This is a genomic window from Pseudoalteromonas prydzensis (assembly GCF_001661495.1).
GTDB classification, from domain to species: Bacteria; Pseudomonadota; Gammaproteobacteria; order Enterobacterales; family Alteromonadaceae; genus Pseudoalteromonas; species Pseudoalteromonas prydzensis.
In genome coordinates this window covers 772,441-793,208 of record NZ_BDDT01000001.1, presented here as the reverse complement: position 1 = coordinate 793,208, position 20,768 = coordinate 772,441, and the positions used below count along the sequence as shown (strand labels likewise).

Genomic DNA, 20,768 nt, shown 5'->3' with positions numbered 1-20,768 from the left:
AGTAAAAAAGAGAATTTATGACCGATATTATTTTAAGAGACGCAGTTCCTAGCGATGCTGCAACAATTTTGCACTTTATTACTGAGCTTGCAGTGTATGAAAAAGAACCCGATGCAGTAAAAACAGACGAGCAGGCAATTTTAAAAACCTTGTTCAGTGAAGGGGCCACAGCACACAGCGTTATCTGTTTAGAGGAGGATACCCCCATCGGCTTTGCCGTTTATTTTTATAATTACTCTACCTGGCTTGGTAAAAATGGCCTGTATTTAGAAGATCTTTATGTTAGCCCTGATAGCCGTGGTAAAGGTGCTGGCAAGTTAATAATGCAACATTTGGCACGCCAAGCTATAGCTAAAGACTGCGGGCGTTTTGAATGGGTGGTACTTGATTGGAATCAACCTGCCATCGACTTTTATAACAGTATGGGCGCTGAGCCCCAAAATGAGTGGATTATTTATCGATTAACAGGGCAAGCGTTAATTGATTTTGCAGAGAAATAAAACGCAAAAGAAATATAAATAAAAATCATTTGCGTTTGGTTGTTTTGATGTGTAAATTAAACACATCAATTAATCTGCGCAGGTGATTTTTATGACACAGTTTCAGCGTACTACGGTCGCAGAACTTCCATGTGTTGATCAGGCTCTGAGTCCTTGGCAAGCCAATATTATGGCGGGTAATTACGCTTTTGAACGAGGCGCTTTACTTGAGGCGAGAGATAAATACACAACCGCACACACTTTGGCCTCACATCTTTTAAGCCAATTTAGCCAAGCCACAATATGCCAATCTGTGCTCACTGCGATTGAACATTGCTGCCCTGCGCTGGTTGTTGCGGCGCACAATCTAGCCGACACTTACCGCGCAATGAACCAAACAGAGCAAGCCTGTCAGTGGTTGTGCGATGTACACATCACCTTAAGTCATTTAATTATGCATCCATGCAATACGGTACGTACTGTGGTGGCGCACCATCATCACAAAACTTACCTAGAGCTAGTGCAGTTTGCCAAAGTACATAATCATCAACCTCACTTGATTGACAGAATAAACCAAACATTAAGTTATACACCCGACCAACATATTACATTGCATTGAGCAATCAACCCTATGCCCTTAAGGAGCAATCATGGCATTTACATTACCCGCGTTACCCTATGAATATGATGCATTAGAACCACACTTAGATGCTAAAACCATGGAAATACACCATACTTTGCACCATCAAACGTATATTAATAAAGCCAATGCGGCACTTGAGAGTACCGAGTATGGCGATACGGATGTGCATGAGTTATTAGCAAAGATTGAGGTTTTGCCAACTGAGTTACAAAAAGTGGTGCAAGAGCACGGTGGCGGTCATGCAAATCATTCATTATTTTGGACTGTAATGAGCCCTAGTGGCGGTGGCCAACCAACAGGCGAGTTATTAACCGCCATAAATGCGCAACTTGGCGGCTTTGACAGTTTTAAAGAGGCATTTACTGCGGCGGCGGTGAGCCGTTTTGGCAGTGGCTGGGCCTGGTTAAGTGTCAATAAAAATAACCAGCTTGTGGTGGAAAGTAGCTTAAATCAAGACAGTCCATTAATGCATGGGCATACGCCGATTTTAGGTTTAGATGTGTGGGAGCACGCCTATTACCTTAAATATCAAAATCGTCGTCCTGAATATATTGCCGCTTTTTATAATGTAATAAATTGGGCTGAGGTTGAGCGTCGTTATTTAGCTGCAATCAGCAAATAAAGGTTGAGTGCCGAAAATGGCTAGTAAACTGTGGTTTTTCACGTACTCTATAAGCAGATGTATAGTTAAGAGCACCTTATGGATACTAGCCATTGGCAACTTGCCAGACAAAGCCGTGACCATCGTTTTGATGGACTCTTTTTTATCGCCGTTAAAAGCACCGGTATTTATTGTCGGCCGATTTGTCCTGCCCCTACAGCAAAAGAGCAAAACGTAGAATACTTTCAATATGCACACAATGCTGCGCAGGCTGGGTTTCGTCCGTGCATTCGCTGTCGCCCTGACAGCGCGCCAGGCAGTAGCGCATGGCAAGGTACTAAAACCACAGCGCTGCGCGCTAAACAGTTGATAGACAGTGACTTAACAACGCAGCAAAGCTGTGAGCAATTAGCTGAGCGACTAGGCGTGAGTAGCCGCTATTTAAGGCAGCTTTTTCAGCAACATTTTGGTATTTCAGTCACTCAGTATCGATTATTTAATCAGTGCCATTTTGCAAAAAAATTATTACAAGAAACAACGCTGCCGGTATCCCAAGTGGCATTTGCGGCGGGCTTTAACAGTATTCGTCGTTTTAATGATGCGTTTTTACAGCAGTTGCATATTTGCCCCTCCAAAATGCGTGGTCAGCGCAGCACAACAAGTGCCGTGCTGACCCTTAAATTACCTTTTCGGCCTCCCTATAATTGGGCTGCGCTACAGCAATTTTTAGCCAAGCGGTTAATTTCACCTTTGGAGTGGCTTGGCGAAACACACTATGGTCGCAGCTTTAAAAATCAGCATTGCCAAGGCCAATTTACGGCTGAATTTGTAGAAGATAAACATCATTTTCTAGTCAGCATTAATATTGACCAGCCGCGTTTTTTACAGCCTGTTTTAAGTGAAATTCGCAGAGTACTCGATTTAGATGCTGATACAGCGCAGATAGAACAGCATTTAGCGACCCAACTAGATGGCGCGTTGCCGTTAACTCAGGGACTGCGGTTGCCGGGCATTTGGTCTGTTTTCGAAGCGGGTATTCGTGCCGTGCTTGGTCAACAGGTCAGTGTCACTGCCGCGCATAACTTAGTGACTCTGCTGGTGACTGAATTGGGGGAACGAGATGGTGAGCGGGTGTATTTTCCAACCCCAGAGGTGGTGGCAAACAGTGAGCTGGCATTTTTTAAAATGCCGCAAGCGCGAAAAAATGCACTGTGTAATTTAGCGCAATTTTGCGCCGATAACCCTGATTGCCAGCAGCTAGATCAATGGCTGGCGCTCAAAGGAATTGGTCCTTGGACTGTTAACTATGCAAAATTACGCGGCCAAAGTCAGCCCGATATTTTATTAGCGGGGGATTTAGGCGTTAAAAAAGCACAGGCGGGGGCAAAACCATTTAATGATGAGCTATGCGCACCATTTCGCTCGTATTTAACCTTTCAGCTATGGCAGCAATTAATATGACCCTGATCCAAACCAGAATACCCAGCCCAATTGATGACATTATTATTCAAGGTAATCAAGATGGCGTAAGTTATGTCGGTTTTTACCCTGTTATAGAGTGCCCAGACACCCCGTTTGCAGAAGTTGAGTTGCCGCATATTTTAAATTGTGCCGCGCAACTTAATGAGTACTTTGCAGGTGAGCGTACAGACTTTGATGTCACTTTAGCGACCCAAGGCACTGTTTTCCAGCAAGCAGTATGGCAGGCGCTAATCGCAGTGCCATTTGGACACACACAAAGTTACTCTGATATTGCTAATGCATTAAGTAACCCCAAAGCTGTGCGGGCGGTGGGTGCTGCCAATGGTAAAAATCCGATCAGCATTATTGTGCCATGTCATCGGATCATTGGCGCCAACGGTAAACTTACAGGTTATGCAGGAGGTTTAGCGCGTAAACAATGGTTACTAGAACACGAAGGGATCATCTAAACTTTTTTATATTATGACTAAACAATTTGTTTTTTCGGTCTACACTTTAGCTATTGATGTCTAAGGGTTACAGATAAAATGAAAGCAAATAAGCGTGTTAAGGAAAACCGATGGGGCGTTGTGTTATTGTTTAGTTGTTGTGTACTGTGGCTAAGTCCCTTGCAAGCAAAAAGCACAGAGCTTATTTTTTGCTATGAAGATAAAACTGCCGCATCGCATTTTTTAAGTGAGGGCAGTGATGTACCACTGAATGCTCCTGATGCTTTGCTAGATGTGATGCAACGTATTGATAATAAACTTGCCGAGGTGTCCATTCGTTATGTACAAAAACCATGGCAAGCTTGTTTATCGGATTTACGCAGTAATAAAGTCAATGCAGTGATAGCGGGGTATCGCGCTGATCGCACTGCATTTGGCCAATACCCACTGACGAAATCGCAGCAACCAGACGCTTCACTGGCTTTAGCCGAATTCAGTAGTTGTTTAATAGGCAGCAGTAAGTTTCATAAGCAGTGGCAAAGCCGCGAAGTATTTCAAACAAAAGCATTTACGCTTGCAATCCCGCAAGGTTATAAATTAAATAAAACCCTTGCTCAAGAACCCTTTTTTATCGAGCATACAGCATCTATCGATAAAGCCATTGAGTTAATAGCGCGTGGGGTCGCTGATGCCAGCATTGAGCTGTGTCAAATTGGCCGCCATAAAGTCACTAGCCGCCGAGATAACTCAACAGTAAAAACCATCTATCCACCGGTTACCACAGCGCAAGGATATTTGTTGTTTTCAAAAACATTTTATCAACAACATCAACCGCTCAGCGAGCGTATTTGGCGTGTTTTAGCAAACCAAGATAGCGCTAAGCTGTTTGTTGAGCATCTTAATCAAACTAATCAAGTGGCCAGTACTGATCGATATTAAGCAGTGTTGATTGCTCTTTTTGGCAACTGTTTAGAGCTTACTAAGCTCACTGGTTAAATATAGGAATGTTAAAAGGTGATGTTCAATCAAGATTAAGGTAGCATTAGCGCACTTTTTTCAGGGCAGGCACTTCCATGGCACAGCTGTATTTTTATTATTCTGCAATGAACGCAGGTAAATCTACCACGTTATTACAATCAGCATTTAATTACCGCGAACGGGGTATGGAGCCGGTTATTTTAACTGCCGCGTTGGATGACCGTGCCGGTGTTGGCAAAGTGTCATCGCGAATTGGCTTACAAGCTGATGCACATATTTTTGATGCAGAAAAAGATGTGTTTGAACTGATCCAACAGCTTAATAGTGAGCAAAAGCGCCACTGTGTGCTGGTGGATGAATGCCAGTTTTTATCTCGCGAGCAAGTCATGCAATTAACCGATGTGGTTGATGAGTTAGGTATTCCCGTATTGTGCTACGGTTTACGTAATGATTTTAGGGGCGAGTTATTTAGCGGCTCGCAATACTTACTCGCTTGGGCAGATAAGTTGATTGAGCTAAAAACAGTTTGTCACTGTGGACGTAAGGCAAACCACGTATTACGTACTGATGAAAATGGTGAGGCAATTGCCGATGGTAACCAAGTAGAAATTGGCGGCAATGATCGCTATGTATCAGTTTGCCGCAAACATTATAAAGCCGCGTTAAACATGCAGCGCAGCAGTTAATTCAGCTATAAATAGTTCAATATCAGCGCGAGTAACACCTAAGTGGATCACTAAACGTAAGGTTTTATTCGGGCTGAATAAAATGCCCTTGGCTTTTAGCTGCTGTGCCAGTGAGTGAATATCGATATTATGGGCAACCTGTGCGTACACCATGTTAGTGGTATCTTTTGCTAAATCAACGTGAAATCCTGCAATTTCATTGAGCAGCTGCGCTAAATAGCGGGCATTGGCGTGATCATCTGTAAGTCGGCTAACATTGTGCTCAAGCGCGTAGTGCCCGGCAGCTGCAAGCATACCAGCTTGGCGCATACCGCCGCCAAGTACTTTACGCCATCGTCTTGCTTTATTGATAAGCTCAATAGAGCCAAGTAATAATGAACCAACCGGTGCGCCTAATCCTTTTGATAAACAAACAGAGACAGAGTCAAAATGACGGGTAATTTCAGTAATATCTACTTGCAGTGCAACAGCGGCGTTATAAACCCGAGCACCGTCTAAGTGTAGCGCTAATTGATGCTGTTGCGTAAATTGGCGGGCTTTAGCTAAGTAACTAATTGGCAGTACTTTTCCGCCTATAGTGTTTTCTAGGCTAAGCAAGCGGGTATTTGCAAAATGAAAGTCATCGGGCTTGATTGCCGCGCGTAGTTTGTCAAAGCACAAGCTGCCATCAGCTTCATTTTCAATTGGCTGTGGTTGAATAGAGCCAAGTACAGCGGCACCGCCGCCTTCGAATTTATAATTATGCGCGGCTTGCCCACAGAGGTACTCGTCACCTCGTTCACAGTGCGCCATTAATGCCAATAAATTAGCTTGGGTGCCAGAGCTGCAAAATAGGGCGCTGGCAAAACCGTGACGCTGTGCAGCAAATGCTTCAAGTGCATTAACACTGGGATCATCGCCATACACATCGTCACCTAAAGGTGCGGTGTGCATAACATCACGCATGGCTTTACATGGCAGGGTTACGGTATCTGAACGAAAATCAATCATGGTGCCTCCTAGGCTGTAAATTGTTGGCAGATCTCTGCACGAGTAGCTTGATCAAAATAGCTCCATGCAATAAAGCGGCTTACTTTTTGGCCTTGCGCCATCTCTACTACTTTTACTTCAGCAACAGGCAGTTTTTGCAACTGTGCGTGTAATGCCGGTAACGTGTCTTTTTTAGATACCAGCGAGGTAAACCACATACATTGCTCTGCGAATTGCTCACTTTCGATGATCATATTTACAATAAATTGTTGCTCGCCACCTTCACACCATAACTCATTATGTTGGCCGCCAAAATTAAGTGCGTTACGTGGACTTTTACCTAAATTTTTCCATTTACGTTCACTGCCTTTACTGGCCTCTTCTGCACTTGCGTGAAATGGCGGGTTACACAAGGTTAAGTGAAATAGATCTTTACTATTAATAACACCTTTAAAAATCTGCTGTGGATTTTTTTGCTGTTTAATGGTGATTTTACGTTGATTAAATTGTACCAATTGCTTAGCAAGTTTAATTGCAACAGGGTCAATATCACTTGCGGTAAAATGCCAGTTATATTCATGGCTACCAATGAGCGGGTAAACAAGGTTTGCACCGGTGCCAATGTCTAATACTTTTACATGTTTGCCGGTGGGAATTTGCGCGTTATTGTCAGCGGCTAATAAGTCAGCAAGGTAATGAATATAGTCTACACGACCGGGAATAGGTGGGCACAGATAACCCACGGGAAGATCCCAAAATTCAACATTGTAATAAGCTTTTAACAGCGCTTGGTTGAGTATTTTAACTGCTTGCTCATCACTAAAATCAATACTCTCAGTGCCATTTGGGGTGAGCACTATATAGGGTTTTAACGCAGCCACTTGGCTCGTTAGATACGCTAAGTCATAACCTTGATTATGGCGATTGCGAGGATGGAGTTTTGATTTTAATGGCATTGATTTCATAACAGATAATTAGCTTAGCAAACAAAAAAGTTATTTTACCAGAGAAATACATTAGCGTGTGATCTTGTTTAAAATACTGGTAGGATGAGTTACGGTTCAAAACAATGACAACAAGGAACTGAAATGGCGATTGTACAAGAGTCGGTGTTTATTAAACTTACCGAACAACAAACATTACATTTACGCAGAATTGCAGATAACAGTAACGAGGCAGGCCCTGCGGTATTCTTTATGCATGGTGCTGTGGAAAATGGCAAAATATTTTATACCCATTCGAATAAGGGCTTAGCGCCTTTTTTGGCTGAGCAAGGCTACGTGTGCTATGTAGCTGATCTAAGGGGACGGGGTCAGAGCAAACCGGCTATTTCAAAGCATGCTGATTATGGTCAAACAGAAGCCATTATTGAAGATATCCCTGCTTTTATTGCGAAAATTACCGAGCGGGAAGGAAAGCCGCCAGCCTACTGGGTAGCTCATTCATGGGGCGGTGTATTGATGAACAGTGTGTTTGCGCGTTTCCCTCAGTATATTAATGATGTAAAAGCCTGTGCTTACTTTGGCACTAAACGTTCGTTGTACAATCATCATCCGCAAAAATATTTGCAAGGTAATCTGATCTGGTATTTTTTAGCGCCAATACTGGCAAAAAAGCATGGTTATTTACCGGCTAAAAAACTGAAATGGGGCAGTGATGATGAAACTAAAAAGTCGCACTATCAAAGTATGCAATGGGCTAAACGTAAACCCTGGATAGATTCTGACGATGGTTTTGATTATGCACAGACAGTAGCCAGCTTAACATTACCACCGACCTTACATATTGGTGGTGTGAAAGATAAGGCGCTTGCGCAACAAGTTGATATTGAAAAGTTTATTGAAGAGTCGGGACTCGGCGTGCAAAAGCTGCAAATGTACGGCAAACAGCATGGCCACCAATTTGACTATGATCATATTAATATGTTGACTCATCCTAGTGCTAAACTCGATCAATTTAAGGATTTGCTGGCGTGGTTTGAGCATCATTCAATAGCGTCTTAAGAGGCGCTTCAAAGCGTTTCCAGCGCTCTAGCGCATTGCTATTGAGTGGTTGACGCACTGACGCTTTACTGAGGGTTGTTACCGCATTCTTTGCTTTATAAAAATCCAAACATTGCGCTTCAAATTCAGCCCCTAAAAATGTAAACACGCGCGTTAAAGTGCTGATAGGATCAGCAACGAGTTGCTCATAATGAACGTTTAAAATCGCATCCGGTATTGCCTGTTGCCAATGCGCCATTAACGTTTGGTATAAATCAAAGTAACGGGTAAATTCAGGTAGTGAGCAAAAATACGGTTCATTTTCTGCAAAGTAATTGCTATAAACAGACCAAGCCGTGGCATTAAAGTCGCGTTGTAAGTTAATGAATTTAGCATTTGGAAATAAACAATAAATCAGACCAAGTGATTGATAGTTAGCCGGAAGTTTATTGATCATAAAGGCACGGATCGGCTTCGCTTGTTTTAATCGCGCAGTATAAATAGCACGGGCTTGCTCAATTAATTGCGGGGTGAGTGCATCCATACATTCCGGGTAAGGAAGCTTCGTGTGTTGTTCAATAAATGGCACCACCTGTGAACTAATGCAACGGTCTTCACCTAGGCTTGCAAACTCACTATGTGAAGCTAATATTTGCTCTAATAATGTTGACCCGCTGCGTGGCATACCAATGATAAATACCGGTGTAACCGTGCCGCTAAAGCCAGGTTTGATTGTAGTAAATAAGCTCTTTGGGTTGTAGCGCATAATATTTTGATAAAAGGGCGTTAATTGTTCCGTGCTGAAATTACTCAATTGTAGCTGTAGTTTATTCGCCAATTCATAATAATTAGCTGCTTGCTCTATATCATCGAGCTGATCATAACTTTTTGCTAGGGCGTAATAACACACCATTTTTAATCGCAGGTTATTTGTTTGCGTCAGTAAATGATGCAAATTACTGATGTAATTATGCTGTTTGTCAAAGCGACCAAGTTGCACTAATTCAAATAAAATATACGCGGTGACAGGGTATAAACCAATGCTAAGTGCTTGAGCAAAAGTGGTATGTGCTTTGTCTATTTCACCATGGGTTAAATAATGTTGTGCTAGGTAATAGTGTGGCTCTGGATTATGGCTGGCAATACTTTTTGCATACTCAAGTACCGTTAATGCATCGTTTGGTGCATTAACGCCATTAAATGCATCAGCTAACGCGTGCAGCGGCTCCAACAAATTAGGCAGTCGTTCACAGGCTTTTTGTAATAAATAAACCGCTGCGTCATATCGCTCTAATCTAAGGGCTATCCGGCCTAAACCAAACAGTGCTTCGCCATTTTGTGGATCGGTGTTTAGCAAGGTTTTAAAGTGAAACTCTGCTTCTTGAAGTTTATTTTCGGCAAGTAATTGATTGGCTTTTTTCAGTAGCATACGTCACTGCTGTTTGTTTTTTTAGTTACTATAGAATGAAAAAGGCGAAATGTCTTGAGCATTTCGCCTATCTTTTATTGCTTAGCTACGCTTAAAAAGTATACGTTGCTTTGGCGTAATAAAAACCACCATTAATACCGTATGGCGATGTTTCATAATATTTACCACCCCAGTTATTATTAGGAGCAACGGTAAAATCAAGTTTCTCTGCTTCTTGGTCTAGCAGATTTTGTGCACCAACTGAGAAGCTAATAGAGTCATTGAAAAAGTAAGTGACTTCAGCATCAAGGGTGATCGCTGCATCGGCCATTTTTGCTGTTTCGTCATAATCTACGTGCACACCTTGGTATTCACCAAAATAATTTGCGCGAGTAAACATTGAGAAACTTTCCCACTGTTGTGACCAAGTCAATGTGCCACGGTGATTTGGTAAATCGTTTTCTAAACGGCTTACTTTAAATGCACCAGTGATATCAGTTGAACGAGTTACTTCTGTTTCATTCCAGTTGTACGCTAAACTAAATGTAGAGCTGCCGCCTAATAAATCAGTTGCGTAGTTTGCAACAAAATCAACACCTTGGGTGGTTGTGTCAAAGTCATTAGTAAAGAAGCTAACTTGCGCTAAGCTTTGTACGTTAGGCACACCTGCCTCTTCTAGGGTGTCTTTATCAGCTTGGCTTAGCTCGATTTTTTCAGATTGGCTGATACGATCTTCAACTTGAATGTTGTAGTAATCAATCGTTAAGAATATTTCACCCAGTGTATAAACGGCACCGAATGTATAACTTTTCGATTCTTCCGGTTCAAGCTCTGTACCACCTAATTGCACGGCAATAGGGTTTGTTGGTGGTAATAAAGCAGAATCTACCAGTACGCCACTGCTTAGGTTTGTTTGTACGTTACTTACATTGGCTTGACCAACTGTTGGCGCACGGAAACCAGTACTAATTGAACCACGAATATTTAAATCTTCAGTTAAATGGTATTGACCCATTAACTTATAATTTACGGTAGAGCCAAAGGTATCGTAGTCTTCATAACGCAGCGCTAAGCCCATTAAGAAGTCTTCAGTAAATGGCGCTTCAATATCCACATAAGCTGCATAGTTACGGCGTGTGTATTCACCCGCATCTGACGGTTTAAAGCCAGGGAAACCATTTGAGCCAATACCAAAGCCTTGCTCAGTTAGCGGGCCTGCAATGAAAGAGGCTTCATCACCAGAAGTAACTGTGAAGGTTTCTTCATGCCACTCAAGACCACCGGCTACATTTACATCATACGCTAGACCAAAATCAAAACCTTTTGATAAATCAAAGTTAAAGTTTTTCTCTAACTGGGAGTATTTACCAGGGCTAAAATCACGCGGGCTATCTGGGCCTAACGATGCATTAATTGTGTCATAAATAAAGTAACGAGATTCATTGAAGCCAACAGTACCACTTAAATCGTAGTAGGCGCCTTCAAGCATACCGCCAGTGAATTCGCCTTTAGTACCCATAGTCAATGATGTATCGGTAATGTTACCACCAAAGTTAGGGGTAAAACCGCCAGGTAAAATTTCGTTGAAAGCAAAACAATCTGGGTTATTAGCAACTTGGCTAATGTAGTCAGGGTTATCAAGTACGTTGTCATCAATCATGATGTTAGTAGGGCAGTTACCGCTCATATCGCCAGTAAGATCGCCGACTAGTAATGTTTCACCACCATCATTAGAATATGCACCTGGGCGAGTATGTGGGTTACGATAGTAAAAGCCACCGCGCACATCTCGCTCAGAGTAGTTACCGAACATATAAAATTCAGAGCTATTAGTCAGTTCAAGGCCAACATTACCAAAAATTGAAATATCGTCATTAACTTCTGGTGCCCCCCATACTTGAGTGATTGGTGCAATATCTGGCACGCCAGCTTCAATTAAGTTTGCTGCATCAGCGCGCTGCACTGAACGACTGGTTGCATCCGCTGTTTTGTATTGAAAGCTTAAGTTAGCAAAGCCGCTGTCAGTAAATGGCAGGCCAACGTTACCTGAAATTTGTGTTGTATCGCCGTCGCCTTCAAAATATTGACCATGGCGTACTTCAAATGTCCCGCCTTCAGAGGCGTCTTTTAGTTCAAAGTTGATAACCCCTGCAATAGCATCAGAGCCATACTGCGCGGCAGCACCATCACGTAATACTTCAACTTGCTTTAGAGCAATGCTCGGGATCACTGAAATATCAGCGCCTTGAGCACCATCGTTAATACCACCGCCTAAAAAGGCAATAACAGAAGCACGATGACGACGTTTACCATTGAGTAAGATTAAGGTACTGTCAGATGGTAGGCCACGTAAGTTAGCTGGACGCACTAAAGATGCCGCATCACTAATTGGCATAGAGTGTACGTTTAATGATGGAATGGCACCTTTTAATAACTCCAGCATATCAGTGTTACCTGATTTACTCAGTTCTTCACCACCGATGATATCAATAGGTACGGGTGAATCACCAATAGAGCGTGGTGCCGAGCGGGTACCCACTACAGCAATTTTTTCGACATTTTTATTAACTTTAGTGGTTTCAGTTTGTTCGTCTGCGGCAAGTGCAGTTCCTGAAATAAATAGACCCGCGGTAGTCGCGGTTAGTGCAAGTTTAACTGCATGAGTTAACGCTTTATTTTTCAATTTCATTCTAATTTCCCCAGTTAGAATTGTAATGGTTATGTAACCAAATGATTTTTATCAAGACAAATGGTTAGTTGAACTTATACAGTTTGTTAAATAAATGTGCAAGGTGTTAAATAAATTGAGTTTTTTTGTATTTTATATAGAGGAAAATTGAAAGTTAGCTACCCATATGAAAAATAATGGTTTTTTTAACTTAAAAATAATGGGTAAGGTAAAAAGTGTAATTGTTAAGCTAAAATAAATGAAAAAATAAATAATTATTTTGGTAAGGCAATTTATTGAGGTTAAATATTGTTCAGTAAAATTAACAAGTGTGTATTATAAATTTTCGCTGTGTTCAAGGTTTTGTAGTCGCCAAACTTTTAATTCTTCCTTGTATTCATCCCATACACACGGGCAGCAACTGCCCCCACCACAGCATTCATCTGAAGCGGGCCTGATTGGTTTTGTTATACAACTTTTTGTTGTAACAGCAAGTTTATTTTGTTGTGTTTTTGTCATTATTTACAGTTGCTAAAGAATGAGTGATTTGCTGAACTATTTTATACTTAATAATGAGACTTTGCTAGTAAAGGTACACCGCAGATCCATTTATACCTCATAGCAGCAAATTATGCTTTGTGAAGTGTTACGGCTATGTGAGAATAGCGATTATGCGACTATATAAAGTTATTCATCGTGCCCCAATTAGAGTGGCAAAAATTACTACAAAACGCCAACAATTGCGTTTTAAGCGAGCTATGGTGGCACTTAAAATTGCACTGGCGCAAGAAAAACAAGAAACCAAAGAAATGCTCATTATTTATCGTCGCTACACTCAAGGTGAAGTAAGTAAAGAAGATTTACAAAAAGCCAATGCCCAGTTTGTGGATATTCTCAAAGGCCTAGGGTTAGGGGTTTTTGCGGTTTTACCATTTGCTCCAGTGACCATTCCGTTAGTCGTGAAACTCGGTCAATGGGTGGGGGTGGATGTACTCCCCAGTTCATTCAATATCAGTAAACCACTCAAATCATTGCCCAAGAGCAGCAAAAGCAGGCAAGTGAGAAAGCCACAGAGCAAAGTGTAAAACCAAACGTAAAAAAATAATGTCATCCAGCAAAAAGGATAGCCGCTACGCTATACCTTTTACGCTGAGTTATTGATATGCTTGGGCATCCTATTATTTTAAACGAGTCATTTAATGAGTGCATTAATTCGTCATAGTACATCTGGTATTCCATTGTTTTTTGTTGTTAAAAATGACTTAGCTGCATGGCAACAGCAGCAACCTACTTTTTTACAGAACTGGCTCAATAGCTGTGATTTTGCCAAACAAGGTTTGGCACTGGTGGTTGATCCACAAACCGGCGCACTCAGTCAGGTATATTGTTTAGTTAATAGCCTGGATGATTTTTGGTTAGCTGGGGATTTAGCGAATAAACTACCTGCTGGCCTTTATCAAGTGCAAGCGTGCGAACAACAATTAGAACAGATCGCATTGGGCTTTATGTTGGGCGGTTATGAGTTTAGTGAATATAAAGCTAAAGGTGCTGCTAAAGCACAATTGGCGATAGCTGATGCAACACTTTATGCGCGCCTTAATCAGCAAGCAAATGCCATTAACTTAGTACGAGATTTAGTCAACACACCTGCGGCTGACATGATGCCACAGCACTTATCACAAGTGATGGCTGATCTTGCCCTGACTTATGATGGGCGCTTTAGTGAATGGGTGGGTGATGAGTTACTAGAGCAAAATTACCCAACTATCCATATGGTAGGCCGTGCCAGTGAAAATAAACCACGTTTATTAGATTTACGCTGGGGGGCAGACGATGCTCCGCTTGTTACTTTAGTGGGTAAAGGCGTATGTTTTGACTCTGGTGGCTTAGATTTAAAACCAAGCTCTGGTATGCGTAACATGAAAAAAGACATGGGCGGTGCTGCACATGTAATTGGTTTAGCGCAGTTGATCATGGCTGCTAAATTACCTGTTCGTTTGCGTGTCTTAGTACCTGCGGTTGAAAATGCGGTATCTCGCAATGCGTTTCGCCCAGGAGACGTGATCAAAACACGTAAAGGCATCATGGTTGAAATTGATAACACCGATGCTGAAGGGCGCCTAGTATTGTGCGATGCTCTAACTGAAGCGCAAAATGATGATCCCCAATTACTGATAGACTTTGCTACTTTAACAGGCGCTTGTCGTATTGCTTTAGGAACTGAATTACCAGGGTTTTTCGCAACGGATCGTGATGTTGCCAATGGTATTATTGACGCGGGTATTGCAGTGGCTGATCCGGTTTGGCAATTACCACTTTTTGAACAATATAAAAGCTTGTTAAAAAGCGATGTGGCCGATATGGCAAACTGTGCGAGCACCCCGTTTGGTGGCGCAATTACAGCGGCTTTATACTTAAAAGAGTTTGTTGAACCAACAACGCCATGGGTACATTTTGATGTAATGGCATGGAACTTACGTTCATTACCAGGGCGTCCTGTAGGCGGTGAAGCATTAGGTATTCGTGCGGTATTTAATTATCTAGAAAGCCGTTTTCACTAAGCTTCATAAAGCTCTAGAGGTAAATCATCGGGGTCGGCGAAAAATGTAAAACGCTTCCCGGTGATTTCATCCACTCTTATTTCTTCTACTGCGACTGCATGTTCTTCTAAGTAAGCTTTTGCATGGCTAATATCAGCAACTGCAAACGCAAGATGTCTTAAGCCTTGGGCTTCAGGGTAACTGGGCCTCTTTGGCGCCCCAACAAATGAGAACAATTCTATTTGACTACCATCTGGTAGCGCTAAATCCAACTTATAAGAGTCACGTTCAGCACGGTATTGTTCATGAATTATGGGTAACTTAAGTATTTGAGTATAAAAATGTTTAGCACGTTGATAGTCGCTGCAAATGATAGCAACGTGATGAATCGCGAGTAGTTTCATATTGTTCCAATAATACCAATCGAGTTAAATATTTAACCATTCTAGCGAGCTGAATAAAGCGCGAAAGTCGCGCTTTAATAGATACTGTATGTGATTAATCAGTCCCTTTACAGGCTGCAACCGCTGGGGCTACTAATTCTAAACCAGTTTTGTCACACGGTGGTAACGCTGCATCGCTAACGCTGATTGGCGTAACACGCTCGCCCCATTTTATGTAACTAGCAGCCCAAGTTAAACCTGCACCAAATGCTGCTGACATAATATTCGCATGAGGTTTAATTAATCCTTGCTCTACAGCTTCACATAATGCGATCGCAATAGTGGCTGCCGATGTATTACCGTATTCACCAATATTAACCATGACTTTTTCATCCGGCACTTTTAAGCGATGTTGAATGGCTTGAATGATACGTAAATTTGCTTGGTGCGGCACAAGTACATCAATATCATCAAGGCTTAAACTTGCTTGTGCGAGTACATCATCACAGGCTTCACTCATACCTTTTACTGCGCGTTTAAATATTTCACGACCTTCAAACAATAGATCAGATGGCCCAATCGGCACATATTTATCTAAGTCGCTGCCAAAATTGGTGATATGCAATATATCACGGTCTTCGCTATCACAGCCTGTTTTTGTCGCGAGTAAACCTGCTGGCGTGTCGGCGGCTTCAAGTACCACGGCACCGGCGCCGTCGCCAAATAACACTGCGCTGTCACGGCGCTCCCAGTTTACATACCAGGTCATGCGTTCAGCAGCAATTACGACGGCTTTTTTTATCATACCAGCTTGAATTTGTGCTGTAGCCGCTTGTATCGCGTATAAAAAGCCAGAACAGGCGGCATTGGTGTCCATAGCGGCTGCACCAACTGCACCAATGTTTTTTTGTACTAATGAAGCGGTGTTTGCCACCATAGTAGAGGGCGTACAGGTTGCGAGTAACACAAGATCGATGTCTTTAGCATCAATGCCTGCACAGGCTATTGCGTGTTTAGCTGCCACAGTGGCAAGTTCTGCGGTACTTACGTGGCTTACTCGGCGGGCTTTGATGCCAGTGCGTGTGGTGATCCATTCATCATTGGTATCAACCAATTGGCTGATTTCGTCATTGCTAATACGCGCAGGTGGAATACATTTACCCCAACCGGTAATGTGTGCGTAAGTCATAGTGTGCTCTCTTTAAGTGGTCAGACATGTGTGATCTATGTTTGATTTATACCAAAAATCCACTTCTAAGACTAGTTTATCGCTGCGTTTATGTCGTAAATAGTGGTAATCAAACGTAATTTAGGCTAATGGTAGTAAAAAAAGAGGTAAACATGAAACAAAAATTAATCACTACTTTAGCTTCTCTTAGCGCTTTGGTTTGTTCGGCGTCAAGTTTTGCAACACAAACACAGGTTATTTACGCAGGTTCACTGTTATCTGGCGCTGAACAAACGCTAGAAAAACAACAAACAATTGTTATAGAAGATGCCATAATCACCCGCATTGAAAAAGGCTATATCAGCATTAGTGAACTTAAATTGCCGGATGCGACAATTATTGATTTAAAAGATCAGTTTGTTATGCCTGGTCTAATTGATATGCACGTGCATGTTACATTTGAGCGTGATGCAAACACAAACCCTCATCAATGGCTTACAGAGTATGAAGCGGACTATGCGCTGCGATCGATTAAATATTTACAGCGTAGTCTTGATGCCGGTTTTACCTCGGTACGTGATTTAGGTAGCAGTTATAAAGTGATATTTCCGCTGCAAAGAGCGGTTGAGCGTGGAGATATTCAAGGGCCACGTATATTTGCAGCAGGCGATACCATTACGCCGACTGGCGGACATGCTGATTTACACGGTTACCGTAAAGATATTAGTGATGTGATAAGCGGTGGACTTGGGGTTTGCGATGGTGCAGATGATTGCCGTCGTGCTGTACGTGAAGTTATAAAATCAGGTGCGGATGTGATTAAGATCACCGCAACTGGCGGCGTATTAAGTAATACTGCCGCAGGGGTTAGTCAGCAGTTTACAGATCAAGAGCTTGAGGCAATTGTTGATACTGCACATAATCTAGGACGAAGTGTTACCGCACATGCACATGGTACATCAGGCGTAAAAGCCGCGTTGCGAGCAGGTGTTGATTCAATCGAGCATGGATCTTACTTAGATCAACAGAGTATCAAACTGTTTAAAAAACATAATGCGTACTTAGTACCTACATTATTAGCTGGGCAGACGGTCAGCAAAGAAGTGCTAAGTAACCCTAATATGCCAGTGGCGATTGCCGACAAAGTGCGCGCTGTAGTGCCACAAGTTGAAGCATCATTTAAACTGGCGTTAAAAAATAATATTAATATAGCTTTTGGCACAGACTCAGGCGTGTCGCGCCACGGCGACAATGCCGATGAGTTTTTATGGTTAGTGAAATACGGTATGACTGAAAAGCAAGCTATTAGGTCGGCGACGATTGATGCCGCCAAGCTGCTTGGTCAACAAGATAAGCTTGGGCAGTTGAGTGTTGGTAAACAAGCAGATATCATCAGTGTTAAGGGTGACCCGCTCGATGATATAACTACATTGAAAAATGTACAGTTTGTGATGAAAGCAGGGCAAGTATATAAACAATTGTAGGAACGACTATGGGCAGCAAAATCAAGGCGTCATTGTTTAATCATTTGATTGATGCTGAGCGCCAATTATTAGATCCAGAGGTTCGTCAATCTGAGCAAGCACTGGATAGTTTACTCGATGATGATTTTATTGAGATTGCAGCCAATGGCACCGTGTTTAATAAATACCAAGTATTAACGCGATTACCCACAGAAGTGGTGCCGCAGTTTTATAATCAGCATTTTAAAGGCCGGATGCTCAGTGATGACATTGCGCAATTAAGCTATCAAGCGGCATTTCGACGTTCTGCACGGGCGGAATTTAATTATTCACTACGTATGTCGCTTTGGCGCTTAAGCGACGGCCAATGGAAAATGGTGTTTCATCAAGGCACACCGTGCGCGGTATTCAGTATTTCCATGGATGATGATTAATTTAAGCCTTTTTTATTAGGTGTTTTTCTTAGGTATTTATGTATGGCGTTTTTAATGCGCACAGATCCGGCCATCAGTCGCTTACTGAAGTTACGCAGCGGCGCAATCGCTATTCAACTCATCGCAGTTATTAGCGTATATTTTTTATTAGAGCACCAAATCCCCTTAATGCCTTTGCTTGTGGTGATTGCCCTTGAAGCGGTATTTCAAATATTAAGCGTCATTGCTTATCGTAATGTCAGTAAAGCCAAAGAACTGGGTATGTTGATGCAGTTGACTGCCGATGTGCTGTTTTTGTCTGTATTGTTATCGCTCAGCGGTGGCGCAACCAACGCTTTTGTATCATTACTTTTGTTACCTATTATGATCGCCGCCGTCAGCGTAAGCGCTAGAGGTTTGGCTTATATTGCAATATTGGCGATAGCCGCATACAGCATTTTATTATTTAAATTGCCGCAGCACAGTATGCATCATATGCAGATGACCAGTCACTTTGTGGGTATGTGGGTAAATTTTGTGATCAGCGCCAGCGTAATTGCGTTGGTTATAGGCACCATGAACCGTGCTTTGCATTCACGAGAGCGAACCATTGCCAGTGTTCGTGAAAAACAACTACGTGCAGAGCAATTAGTGATGCTTGATGGCGCTGCTGCACAAATTACCCACCAATTAGCCAGTCCCATTGCTAATTTACAATTACTGTATGAAGAGCTAATTGAAGAGCAACCGAATAATGAAATTGTCAAAGACATGCAGCAACCGCTTCAGCAATGTGCCCAGCAACTAGACCACTTTCGTGTTTTGTCATCTGAGTTACGCACACAAACCGTTGCTGCAGCGGTGTCATTACCTGAGTTGGCGCAACAAATTACAGATACCATGCTGTTACAATATCCAGATCAACAGCTTAAGTGGTTAAATGATACGCCAAATTACTCGATCGCTAATGATGTCATGTTACTACCGGCTATTTTAAATTTGTTGCAAAATGCCGCGTTTGCTAATCAGCAAGCACAGCAACAAAACTTAGAATTAAACTGGCAACACAGCACTGAGAGTCCTAAATCGGTGAGTTTAATTATCCGTGACTTTGGAAAAGGTTTTAGCGCAGCGCAATTAGCTGAATTAGGTGGTCAGCTAATGCCCAGTGAAACGGGGATGGGGCTGGCGGTTATGCTGTCTAATGTCACATTTGAGCGCTTACAGGGCTCATTAACACTATTTAACCACCCACAAGGTGGTGCGGTTGCCAAAGTGCAATTAACGGTAAGCGATCAAGTCAGTGAGACAGCATGAAATTATTAATTATTGAAGATGATATTAATCTTGCTAATACCTTAGCGCGGCGCTTAACCAAGCAAGGATTTCAATGTCAGCTTGCCCATACTAAAGAACAAGCGCTGAGCATTGCTACAGAGTATGCACCGAGTCATGTATTGCTCGATATGAAATTAGCGGATGACAATGGTTTGGCACTCATTAAACCACTGCGAACATTATTGGCCGATGCCCATATTGTGTTACTGACTGGGTTTGCCAGTATTGCCACTGCGGTAGAGGCGATGCGCAAGGGCGCAAATGATTATTTAACAAAACCGGTTGATATGCTGACATTGTTACGTGCATTGAATGGCGCAGCAGAACCTAATACTGAATTAGTGGTGACAGATACGCAAACTATGTCTGCCGAGCGCTTGGAATGGGAGCATATTCAACAAGTGTTGCACGCTAACCAAGGCAATATTTCAGCTACTGCCCGCCAGCTTAATATGCACAGGCGTACATTACAGCGCAAACTGCAAAAAAAACCAGTGCAGCAATAACCGAGCGTGTTGCAAGACTCAACCCTGAATCTAGTGAAATAGTACTGCCTTATAAATTGCTTTTACTATATTAGCCCTAACGGTGAATAACACAATAAGCTATTCATCGTTTCGATGTTGCTGCAATGGCGTTCATTAACTACATTAAAAATATCATTGTATTTTTTGCAATCAGCATAAGCAGTCGCTATGGATTTATCTCAACTAGATTTTGCAGCCGTATTTTTTGCAGCTATGTCTGCTTTTATGTTAGGCGGCATTTGGTATTCGCCGTGGCTATTTCAACGGGCATGGCTTGAAGGGTGTGGCTTAACAGAGCTTGATTTAAAAGCGACCAATCCTAAATGGGTATTTGGCGGGAGTTTTGTTTTATCGTTGTTTATTGCATTCAGTTTATCGCTGTTTTTAGGGCCGAACCCTAACTTAGGCGTTGCTGTTGCTGTGGGTTTTGCCATTGGTGTTTGTTGGGTTAGTAGTTCAATGGGGATTGGTTATATTTTTGAGCAACGACCGTTAAAACTGTTTTTAATCAATAGCGGTTACCATATCTTGCAGTTTACCCTAATGGGCTTAATTTTGGGTCTGTGGCCATAAGCTGTTAGTCTATGTCGCTATAGATTATATAAGCGTGTT

The 20,768-nt window shown here is 42.3% G+C and carries 22 protein-coding genes; 15 read left to right on the top strand and 7 right to left on the bottom strand.

The features are described from left to right. Window positions 1-17 precede the first annotated feature (17 nt). From A7968_RS03295 to A7968_RS03265, 7 genes are all read left to right on the top strand, one after another. Complete coding sequence (locus tag A7968_RS03295) at window positions 18-500, top strand: GNAT family N-acetyltransferase (protein WP_064665129.1); 483 nt, start codon at window positions 18-20, stop codon at window positions 498-500. A gap of 91 nt (window positions 501-591) precedes the next feature. Beyond that, on the top strand, window positions 592-1,098 hold the full coding sequence (locus A7968_RS03290; protein ID WP_064665128.1) for a DUF2753 family protein: 507 nt from the start codon (window positions 592-594) through the stop codon (window positions 1,096-1,098). Window positions 1,099-1,129: 31 nt separating this feature from the next. Further along, entirely contained in the window at window positions 1,130-1,744 is a 615-nt protein-coding gene (locus tag A7968_RS03285) for a superoxide dismutase (protein WP_064665127.1), read from the top strand. A 78-nt stretch (window positions 1,745-1,822) separates the two neighbouring features. Then, the gene (locus tag A7968_RS03280) at window positions 1,823-3,184 is read left to right on the top strand and encodes a DNA-3-methyladenine glycosylase 2 family protein (RefSeq protein ID WP_064665126.1); all 1,362 of its coding nucleotides are present in this window, start codon (window positions 1,823-1,825) and stop codon (window positions 3,182-3,184) included. Beyond that, complete coding sequence (locus A7968_RS03275) at window positions 3,181-3,654, top strand: methylated-DNA--[protein]-cysteine S-methyltransferase (RefSeq protein WP_064665125.1); 474 nt, start codon at window positions 3,181-3,183, stop codon at window positions 3,652-3,654. The genes A7968_RS03280 and A7968_RS03275 overlap by 4 nt, the downstream gene beginning before the upstream one ends. 78 nt (window positions 3,655-3,732) lie before the next feature. After that, window positions 3,733-4,572, top strand: a complete 840-nt coding sequence (locus tag A7968_RS03270) for a hypothetical protein (protein ID WP_064665124.1) — start codon at window positions 3,733-3,735, stop codon at window positions 4,570-4,572. Between the two features lie 134 nt (window positions 4,573-4,706). Beyond that, entirely contained in the window at window positions 4,707-5,297 is a 591-nt protein-coding gene (locus A7968_RS03265) for a thymidine kinase (protein WP_064665123.1), read from the top strand. Here A7968_RS03265 and ltaE read toward each other — a convergent pair. Next, window positions 5,274-6,287: a low-specificity L-threonine aldolase gene (gene ltaE / locus A7968_RS03260; RefSeq protein ID WP_064665122.1), complete on the bottom strand. Its 1,014-nt coding sequence runs from the start codon at window positions 6,285-6,287 to the stop codon at window positions 5,274-5,276. The two genes, A7968_RS03265 and ltaE, sit on opposite strands and share 24 nt — an antisense overlap. 8 nt (window positions 6,288-6,295) lie before the next feature. Beyond that, entirely contained in the window at window positions 6,296-7,231 is a 936-nt protein-coding gene (gene rlmF, locus A7968_RS03255; RefSeq protein ID WP_064665121.1) for a 23S rRNA (adenine(1618)-N(6))-methyltransferase RlmF, read from the bottom strand. Between the two features lie 123 nt (window positions 7,232-7,354). Between rlmF and A7968_RS03250 the strand changes: the two genes are divergently transcribed. Continuing rightward, a complete protein-coding gene (locus A7968_RS03250) occupies window positions 7,355-8,269 on the top strand; it encodes an alpha/beta fold hydrolase (protein WP_064665120.1) in 915 nt (304 codons plus the stop codon). On the opposite strand, the gene A7968_RS03245 is transcribed toward A7968_RS03250, so the two are convergent. The 3 genes from A7968_RS03245 to A7968_RS22820 form a co-directional block, all read right to left on the bottom strand. Next, entirely contained in the window at window positions 8,223-9,677 is a 1,455-nt protein-coding gene (locus A7968_RS03245) for a tetratricopeptide repeat-containing sulfotransferase family protein (RefSeq protein WP_064665119.1), read from the bottom strand. The genes A7968_RS03250 and A7968_RS03245 overlap by 47 nt on opposite strands. Window positions 9,678-9,768: 91 nt before the next feature. Continuing rightward, window positions 9,769-12,345: a TonB-dependent receptor plug domain-containing protein gene (locus A7968_RS03240; protein ID WP_064665118.1), complete on the bottom strand. Its 2,577-nt coding sequence runs from the start codon at window positions 12,343-12,345 to the stop codon at window positions 9,769-9,771. Between the two features lie 315 nt (window positions 12,346-12,660). Continuing rightward, on the bottom strand, window positions 12,661-12,843 hold the full coding sequence (locus A7968_RS22820; RefSeq protein ID WP_084447991.1) for an oxidoreductase-like domain-containing protein: 183 nt from the start codon (window positions 12,841-12,843) through the stop codon (window positions 12,661-12,663). A gap of 152 nt (window positions 12,844-12,995) precedes the next feature. On the opposite strand from A7968_RS22820, the gene A7968_RS03235 reads away from it, so the two are divergent. Continuing rightward, window positions 12,996-13,409, top strand: coding sequence for a hypothetical protein (locus A7968_RS03235; protein ID WP_064665117.1), 414 nt, complete (start codon window positions 12,996-12,998; stop codon window positions 13,407-13,409). Between the two features lie 114 nt (window positions 13,410-13,523). Beyond that, window positions 13,524-14,885, top strand: coding sequence for a leucyl aminopeptidase family protein (locus A7968_RS03230; protein ID WP_064665116.1), 1,362 nt, complete (start codon window positions 13,524-13,526; stop codon window positions 14,883-14,885). Here the strand turns inward: A7968_RS03230 and gloA2 are convergent. Both gloA2 and A7968_RS03220 read right to left on the bottom strand, forming a co-directional pair. Then, on the bottom strand, window positions 14,882-15,268 hold the full coding sequence (gene gloA2, locus A7968_RS03225; RefSeq protein ID WP_064665115.1) for an SMU1112c/YaeR family gloxylase I-like metalloprotein: 387 nt from the start codon (window positions 15,266-15,268) through the stop codon (window positions 14,882-14,884). The genes A7968_RS03230 and gloA2 overlap by 4 nt on opposite strands. 94 nt (window positions 15,269-15,362) lie before the next feature. After that, window positions 15,363-16,436, bottom strand: a complete 1,074-nt coding sequence (locus A7968_RS03220; RefSeq protein WP_064665114.1) for a ketoacyl-ACP synthase III — start codon at window positions 16,434-16,436, stop codon at window positions 15,363-15,365. A gap of 152 nt (window positions 16,437-16,588) precedes the next feature. Here A7968_RS03220 and A7968_RS03215 point away from each other — a divergent pair, with 152 nt between their 5' ends. From A7968_RS03215 to A7968_RS03195, 5 genes are all read left to right on the top strand, one after another. After that, window positions 16,589-17,899 carry a metal-dependent hydrolase family protein gene (locus tag A7968_RS03215; RefSeq protein ID WP_064665113.1) on the top strand — a complete coding sequence of 437 codons (1,311 nt, stop codon included), beginning with the start codon at window positions 16,589-16,591 and terminating at the stop codon, window positions 17,897-17,899. 8 nt (window positions 17,900-17,907) lie between these two features. Beyond that, window positions 17,908-18,312, top strand: a complete 405-nt coding sequence (locus A7968_RS03210) for a nuclear transport factor 2 family protein (RefSeq protein ID WP_064665112.1) — start codon at window positions 17,908-17,910, stop codon at window positions 18,310-18,312. 54 nt (window positions 18,313-18,366) lie between these two features. Beyond that, window positions 18,367-19,608: an ATP-binding protein gene (locus tag A7968_RS03205; RefSeq protein ID WP_064665374.1), complete on the top strand. Its 1,242-nt coding sequence runs from the start codon at window positions 18,367-18,369 to the stop codon at window positions 19,606-19,608. Beyond that, window positions 19,605-20,135 carry a response regulator transcription factor gene (locus tag A7968_RS03200; RefSeq protein WP_064665111.1) on the top strand — a complete coding sequence of 177 codons (531 nt, stop codon included), beginning with the start codon at window positions 19,605-19,607 and terminating at the stop codon, window positions 20,133-20,135. The genes A7968_RS03205 and A7968_RS03200 overlap by 4 nt, the downstream gene beginning before the upstream one ends. Window positions 20,136-20,324: 189 nt before the next feature. Beyond that, on the top strand, window positions 20,325-20,729 hold the full coding sequence (locus A7968_RS03195; RefSeq protein ID WP_064665110.1) for a DUF1761 domain-containing protein: 405 nt from the start codon (window positions 20,325-20,327) through the stop codon (window positions 20,727-20,729). The last annotated feature ends 39 nt before the right edge of the window (window positions 20,730-20,768 follow it).

Excerpts from the sequence above, each read along its gene's own strand:
- A7968_RS03295 (WP_064665129.1), top strand. The coding sequence starts at position 18 with ATGACCGATATTATTTTAAGAGACGCAGTTCCTAGCGATGCTGCAACA.
- A7968_RS03290 (WP_064665128.1), top strand. The coding sequence starts at position 592 with ATGACACAGTTTCAGCGTACTACGGTCGCAGAACTTCCATGTGTTGAT.
- A7968_RS03285 (WP_064665127.1), top strand. The coding sequence starts at position 1,130 with ATGGCATTTACATTACCCGCGTTACCCTATGAATATGATGCATTAGAA.
- A7968_RS03280 (WP_064665126.1), top strand. The coding sequence starts at position 1,823 with ATGGATACTAGCCATTGGCAACTTGCCAGACAAAGCCGTGACCATCGT.
- A7968_RS03275 (WP_064665125.1), top strand. The coding sequence starts at position 3,181 with ATGACCCTGATCCAAACCAGAATACCCAGCCCAATTGATGACATTATT.
- A7968_RS03270 (WP_064665124.1), top strand. The coding sequence starts at position 3,733 with ATGAAAGCAAATAAGCGTGTTAAGGAAAACCGATGGGGCGTTGTGTTA.
- A7968_RS03265 (WP_064665123.1), top strand. The coding sequence starts at position 4,707 with ATGGCACAGCTGTATTTTTATTATTCTGCAATGAACGCAGGTAAATCT.
- ltaE (WP_064665122.1), bottom strand. The coding sequence starts at position 6,287 with ATGATTGATTTTCGTTCAGATACCGTAACCCTGCCATGTAAAGCCATG.
- rlmF (WP_064665121.1), bottom strand. The coding sequence starts at position 7,231 with ATGAAATCAATGCCATTAAAATCAAAACTCCATCCTCGCAATCGCCAT.
- A7968_RS03250 (WP_064665120.1), top strand. The coding sequence starts at position 7,355 with ATGGCGATTGTACAAGAGTCGGTGTTTATTAAACTTACCGAACAACAA.
- A7968_RS03245 (WP_064665119.1), bottom strand. The coding sequence starts at position 9,677 with ATGCTACTGAAAAAAGCCAATCAATTACTTGCCGAAAATAAACTTCAA.
- A7968_RS03240 (WP_064665118.1), bottom strand. The coding sequence starts at position 12,345 with ATGAAATTGAAAAATAAAGCGTTAACTCATGCAGTTAAACTTGCACTA.
- A7968_RS22820 (WP_084447991.1), bottom strand. The coding sequence starts at position 12,843 with ATGACAAAAACACAACAAAATAAACTTGCTGTTACAACAAAAAGTTGT.
- A7968_RS03235 (WP_064665117.1), top strand. The coding sequence starts at position 12,996 with ATGCGACTATATAAAGTTATTCATCGTGCCCCAATTAGAGTGGCAAAA.
- A7968_RS03230 (WP_064665116.1), top strand. The coding sequence starts at position 13,524 with ATGAGTGCATTAATTCGTCATAGTACATCTGGTATTCCATTGTTTTTT.
- gloA2 (WP_064665115.1), bottom strand. The coding sequence starts at position 15,268 with ATGAAACTACTCGCGATTCATCACGTTGCTATCATTTGCAGCGACTAT.
- A7968_RS03220 (WP_064665114.1), bottom strand. The coding sequence starts at position 16,436 with ATGACTTACGCACACATTACCGGTTGGGGTAAATGTATTCCACCTGCG.
- A7968_RS03215 (WP_064665113.1), top strand. The coding sequence starts at position 16,589 with ATGAAACAAAAATTAATCACTACTTTAGCTTCTCTTAGCGCTTTGGTT.
- A7968_RS03210 (WP_064665112.1), top strand. The coding sequence starts at position 17,908 with ATGGGCAGCAAAATCAAGGCGTCATTGTTTAATCATTTGATTGATGCT.
- A7968_RS03205 (WP_064665374.1), top strand. The coding sequence starts at position 18,367 with ATGCGCACAGATCCGGCCATCAGTCGCTTACTGAAGTTACGCAGCGGC.
- A7968_RS03200 (WP_064665111.1), top strand. The coding sequence starts at position 19,605 with ATGAAATTATTAATTATTGAAGATGATATTAATCTTGCTAATACCTTA.
- A7968_RS03195 (WP_064665110.1), top strand. The coding sequence starts at position 20,325 with ATGGATTTATCTCAACTAGATTTTGCAGCCGTATTTTTTGCAGCTATG.